Source organism: Candidatus Hydrogenedentota bacterium (genome assembly GCA_016791475.1).
GTDB lineage: Bacteria > Hydrogenedentota > Hydrogenedentia > Hydrogenedentales > JAEUWI01 > JAEUWI01.
Map to the genome: position 1 here is coordinate 1 of JAEUWI010000444.1, position 527 is coordinate 527.

Sequence of the window (527 nt, forward strand, 5' to 3'; positions counted from 1 at the left end):
CGCGGCCTACCGGGCGGAGATCTCCTTCCTGGAGCACAAACTCCACGAGATGGGCTTCGGCGGCAACCCGGACGAGCCCGGCTTCAACGACAGCAATCCGCGCCAGATGGCCGAGGACCGCGTGGGCGCGCTCGATGGACAGCTGGGCGGCCTGCGCACCACGCGCACGCAATTGCAGGCCGAGAAGACCACGATCGAGGGCCAGGTCGCCACGCTCAACCAGCCACTCGACGAGGACAACGGCACGCGGACGGCGCAAAACACGACGCTGAGCAACCAGATCACGGGATTGAACGCGCAGATCGCGGCGCTGGATCCGGACGACGACGCCTACGCGACCGATCTCGCCGCCCTGCGGGGCCAGGTCGCCACCCGGCAGGCGGCCATCGACGCCAACAACCGCGCGATCACCGCCAACAACCAGCAGATCGCGCTCAACAACGCGCCGCTCGACGCCAAGAATGCCCAGATCGCCGCGGTGAACACCGAGATCGGCAGCCTCGAGACCACGGTCGGGAAGATCCGCC

The 527-nt window shown here is 68.1% G+C and carries 1 protein-coding gene; it reads left to right on the top strand.

Annotated features, from left to right (window positions below):
* Positions 1 to 527, top strand: a 527-nt coding sequence (locus JNK74_30165) for a hypothetical protein (GenBank protein MBL7650435.1), incomplete at both ends; no start/stop codon positions are given.